The following is a 4649-nucleotide window of genomic DNA, read 5'->3' as shown; positions in this document are numbered from 1 at the left end:
CTTTCCGCTAACCTAATCCCCGCAAGGGGACTGAAACCAACTTTCCTGGATATAATCGCAGCTTGGCAATACAGCTAACTTTTCACGGAACGTCTAGAAACCTGAGTCGGGGCGGGTTTAGTCACATCTGGGTGCGACCAAAAAGATAGTAGTAAAACCCGCCCCTACACATTCAACACTCACATCGCGCCATATACCTGAAACGTCTGGGCAATACAGGCTCTTTGCGCTAATCAAATACGAACCTAGCGATCGCGAATCCCTGTGCGCCAACCAAACTCCCGCACCGTTGATGTAGCTTCTGTTTTAACCACACTAGCGATGAGATTATGGCGAAGACAGCGCAACTACAAACAATGAACAATGAACAATGAACCATCAACAATGAACAATGAACCATCAACGCAATTGAACCGATCGCTGATCACAAAGCCGCAACCCGCGAACGACTAATAAATACAGTTGTAGATACTCAAGTTGAGATGTATCGAATCGATTTAAGTCAAAGGCGTGAGTCACCGGGTAAAACTCCCGACTCAGATTCGCTGGTTGCAGGGGTAACGTTTGAGGTAAAAACCGAACCATACAGCGCCAACTTGACGCGATCGCACGTTGCGCCTCTGGATGTAACTGAATCCCCTTAATCTTTGCCACATCCCCAATTTTCCATCCCGCCGCCCAAGCCGAATGGTGACGCCCGGTTGCCATAATCACGGTATGGAGAATCGCCCGAATCTGTTGAACATCAGCCTGAAAATGATCACGCAACAAGGGTAACAGAGACACCTTAAGAATCTCCCGCGAGAGAAACGCACTCTCTACCGCATGGTTAGGGCGCCGATGCTTTTGTTCATAAGCCTTCAATCGCTCCCGTTGTACCGGATCATCGGGATCATAATCCGTATGCGCCAGCAGGTGCGAACCGGGATTTCGACCACCAAACTCATCATAGGCGATCGCTTGCCATCCCCGCATCACATTTTGCCATTTTACCTGAAGCTTGGCTAAATCATGGGTAAAAACAGCAAAAAACACCAAATATTCAAACAAAACCTCCGCCTGATTCTCGGATAGGTGGGGAAAAATTTTCGCCCGAATCAACCGCCCCCCGGCTGATAACAATTCATCCCGTACCGGGCGGAGTTGAATCGCCACCCATTCACCATTTCGTCGCACCCTGGTGGGAAACGCCTCGCGCCAACACTTCCACATCAAAACCAAATGACCCACATAATTATCCATGGGATAACGATACTCACTGTGCCGTTTCTGTGACGGCTTAGGGGGCGAAGAAAAGCAATTACCCACCAGATGGGGACTAATCAACAACCCGATTTGGTCATCATAATAAACATAGCGAGGATTCACCAAAATTCGCACAGTCGTCACTAAAGATTCGCGAGACGTAATCGGCACACAAACGGGTTGACTATACGTCTCAGTCGCTCTCCCTTTAGGATTTTCAATCCGCTTAAACATCCAGTCAATTTCGTAGCCCAAATTCTTCACCGCTTGCCAAACCTGACATAAACTAGAAATCGGCATCGAAAACGCCAACAACTGCTGCGGATCAATCGGTTCATCATCAAAAAAGATCGGTTCCGACCAAACAAACACACTCCGCGCATCCACCCAGCGAATTAACTCAGCCGCCGCTGATGCTTCCCCCTGAAAAAGAGCCGCATTTAAGTGCTGTTCAAAGTGCATCTGATTATTTGCCCGACGTTCCTGTTGTCGTTGGGTTTCCAGGGAATGAACCTGATTAATCCACTGTTCCTCCAAGCGAAAACCAACTGATTGACTCCCCTGTTCTGATTCGGTATGTGCTTGTAAAACCGTCCAGGTTAATTCACAAATGTCCCGAGTATAGGGTAAAAAACGTTGCTGTTTTGGCGTCTCAGTTTCCGGTTCATCATCTAAATCAGCCATCGCCCAGTCTTGATCCAGAGGAGTCACTGGAAACGACCGATACACATAAACCTCCCCCGTTTCCCCGCCAAATCTAGCACAGCGCCCCGCCCGTTGCAGCAGAGAATTCATCGGACATAAATGGGTATGCATGACTTCACAGGTAATATTCAGTCCAGCTTCAATCACCTGAGTAGCAATTAGGAGGTGACAAGTTTTATCCTCAAGATGCTGCCAATTGAGAGCAAAGGTTTGTTTGAGATACGCTTCTTTTTTCGCCCGATCTTCGGGTAAAAATCGAGAGTTGATTGTTGATTGTTGATTGTTGATTGTTGATTGTTCATCGTTGATTGTTGATTGTTAATTGCTACCATGCACTATGAACCATGAACCATGAACCATGCACTTTCCCAAGTTCTCGCTAACGTATCTACCCGTTGGCGTAAACTATTCGCCAAAGTTCGCAAAGGAACAACATAAATCAACTTATGTGGGAAATCGCCCTGAAGGATTTGGGCAAAAAGGAACGGTGCGATCGCGGTTTCGGTTTTCCCTGATCCGGTGGGGGCGCGAAGCAGGACATTTTGGCGATTCAGGAGGCGTGCGATCGCATCTTCTTGAAATTGGCGTGGGGGGAATCCAGTAAGAATGTGGAAGTATTCAGCAAGAGTCATAGGAGAAACAAGAGACAAAAGAAACAAGGGAAGCAGGGCTGTAGCGCACCGACGTGCATTGGTGTCAATTTAAGGTAAATGGCGCTGACTCGCATAGCCTGGAAAGAAATGAATTAACTTTTTGAACCCGTTTCAACGGGTTTGCTGCTTTTAGCCCCAACTTTAGTTGAGGGCTTAAGTCAGCAACCCAACCTACAGGATAGACATTGAAATCAAATACTTACTTTAGCATCCAGTTGTAATTCACATTCCTTAAAAATATAGTTAACAGCCGCAAAAAGCTGATCCAAATCCTGAAGGAGATAGCGGTTAATATTTTGCGTAAGTGACATATTTTCTAACTTACCAAATTCCCAATACTTGCCATTCGAGACAATGCCAAAAACCGTAAATCCTAATTCATCATTCAGCTTTTGCGCCGCCACCATTTCCGCAAAACACTGACCCCATCCCTCCGTAAACTTATCTTGTTTAGCTTCAACCAATAAAAAGTAAGGCTTGTCAAACACAATTTTTCCCAAAGCAGAACGTTTCGCCAAAATATACTCAGGAAATCCCGATAGGTTTTCATCGTATATCAGTGAATGATGACCCCATAAAACAAATTTACTTCGATAGCATTTCCAAACCTCTTTCAGAACCGGATAAATTAGATTCTCGCAAATTGAGAATTCTGAAGCATTAGGAACGCCATCTTGGAGGACGGTTTGTAAATCGTCTCGGAAATAGTCAGATATGGCAAACTCAAGTTCACCCATGAAATTAGCTTCAGTGTAAGTAATCTGAAATTCTTGAAGAACTGAACTGATATCTTTATAACTACTAAAAGCCATCTTAACCTCCTGAGAACGTTGATAGAGTAGACTGCTGTTGATGCCAAAATATGTATGTGATAAGCTGTTCGGCATTTAAACCGTAATGTCAATAATGGCGCAATCCTTGCTGTAGTAGTGCGAGCATCTTGCTCGCTACCCAAAAGCATCTTGCTTGAGCGAACTATGACAGATTATCTCTTTGACTGCAACTTGGTCTGAGTCGTTGCTACCTTTACTTATCACCGACGCTTTGGTGGTTTCGGAGGTCTGGTAAAAGCTGGATTGCCACCTCCCTTATCCTCTCGTCCACCCTCCTTGTTTCGACGAGTGGGCGGCTTAGATTTTTTAGGCACAGGCTTACTTATCTTTGCTCTTGGCTGGGGAGATGGATTGGGTTTGTTTATCTTCCGGTTATCTTCCCATCCTATTACTTGTAAAGGAGTCGGTAGAACTGGACGCTCTTTGTACTCATTTTTATCAGTTCCAATCCTTGGCTGGTGATCACGCTCAATTTCCATATATCGTGCTTCATTGCTAGAAACACCAGACCAACTGAGCATTGCCAGAAGCATCTTGATACGGGGTAATTCTTCTAAAGTTGTGGCTTTACCTGTGTTCGGCTGATCTGCCTCACTGATATGATCAAGAACATACTTTTCAAACGCTTTCACACATCTGTGGTGTGTGTCAGCGGCATCAGATTTTTCTCCGATATGCCAGTTATTATCTTGAAATAGCTTTTTGTATCGTTGTTTACGATCACTCAGATGTATCTGATGAGTAATCTTGATGGCTCCCATACCTAGAGGTTTACCCATGCCAATTGAGAGGCGGTACTCTTCCTTTTGTGCAATATTCAGTACCCAAAGGATAGCACCAAGCTCCACATCACTAAGATTCTCAAAATCGATAGTAAATGTAAAAGAGACTCCAGCTTTAATCGGCTTTATCTGAGTGGTTTGGCTTTCTGAAGCTTCAGGATCATTAAGAACAATTGAAGGCGAACGTCCTTTGTGCCAGTAGAGCTTGTGTCCTCGGATGACTGTTTCCGCTTCTGGCTTATTGGCGTAGTGCTTTAGTTCACGCTTTCTAGCTTCTGGGTCAGTTTGAACTAAGTAGTGCTGAAAGGTTGTAGGTTTAGGTGTAGAAAGAATTTGTGGCGTAATTGTTCTTTCCAGACTGCCAGTAAACCAGATATCTTCACTAGTTGCTTTTTCACAAATAGCATCACTGATAAAGACACGTCCAGCAC

4 protein-coding genes are annotated in these 4649 nt (G+C 44.9%); all 4 read right to left on the bottom strand.

Annotation, left to right across the window (positions count from 1 at the left end; genetic code table 11):
- Positions 1–399: 399 nt before the first annotated feature.
- On the bottom strand, positions 400–2217 hold the full coding sequence (locus tag ACLFWI_RS27280) for a CRISPR-associated helicase Cas3 (protein WP_446415539.1): 1818 nt from the start codon (positions 2215–2217) through the stop codon (positions 400–402).
- Between the two features lie 68 nt (positions 2218–2285).
- Positions 2286–2582, bottom strand: coding sequence for a DEAD/DEAH box helicase family protein (locus ACLFWI_RS27275; RefSeq protein ID WP_446415538.1), 297 nt, complete (start codon positions 2580–2582; stop codon positions 2286–2288).
- A gap of 212 nt (positions 2583–2794) precedes the next feature.
- On the bottom strand, positions 2795–3415 hold the full coding sequence (locus tag ACLFWI_RS27270) for a hypothetical protein (RefSeq protein WP_446415537.1): 621 nt from the start codon (positions 3413–3415) through the stop codon (positions 2795–2797).
- Positions 3416–3636: 221 nt separating this feature from the next.
- On the bottom strand, positions 3637–4649 hold a 1013-nt coding region (locus ACLFWI_RS27265; protein WP_446415536.1), incomplete at its 5' end, for a TIGR03986 family type III CRISPR-associated RAMP protein.

The sequence above is a fragment of the Coleofasciculus sp. genome (assembly GCF_046539235.1).
In the GTDB taxonomy this organism is placed as follows: Bacteria; Cyanobacteriota; Cyanobacteriia; order Cyanobacteriales; family Coleofasciculaceae; genus Coleofasciculus.
This window is presented reverse-complemented; position numbering and strand designations above follow the sequence as displayed.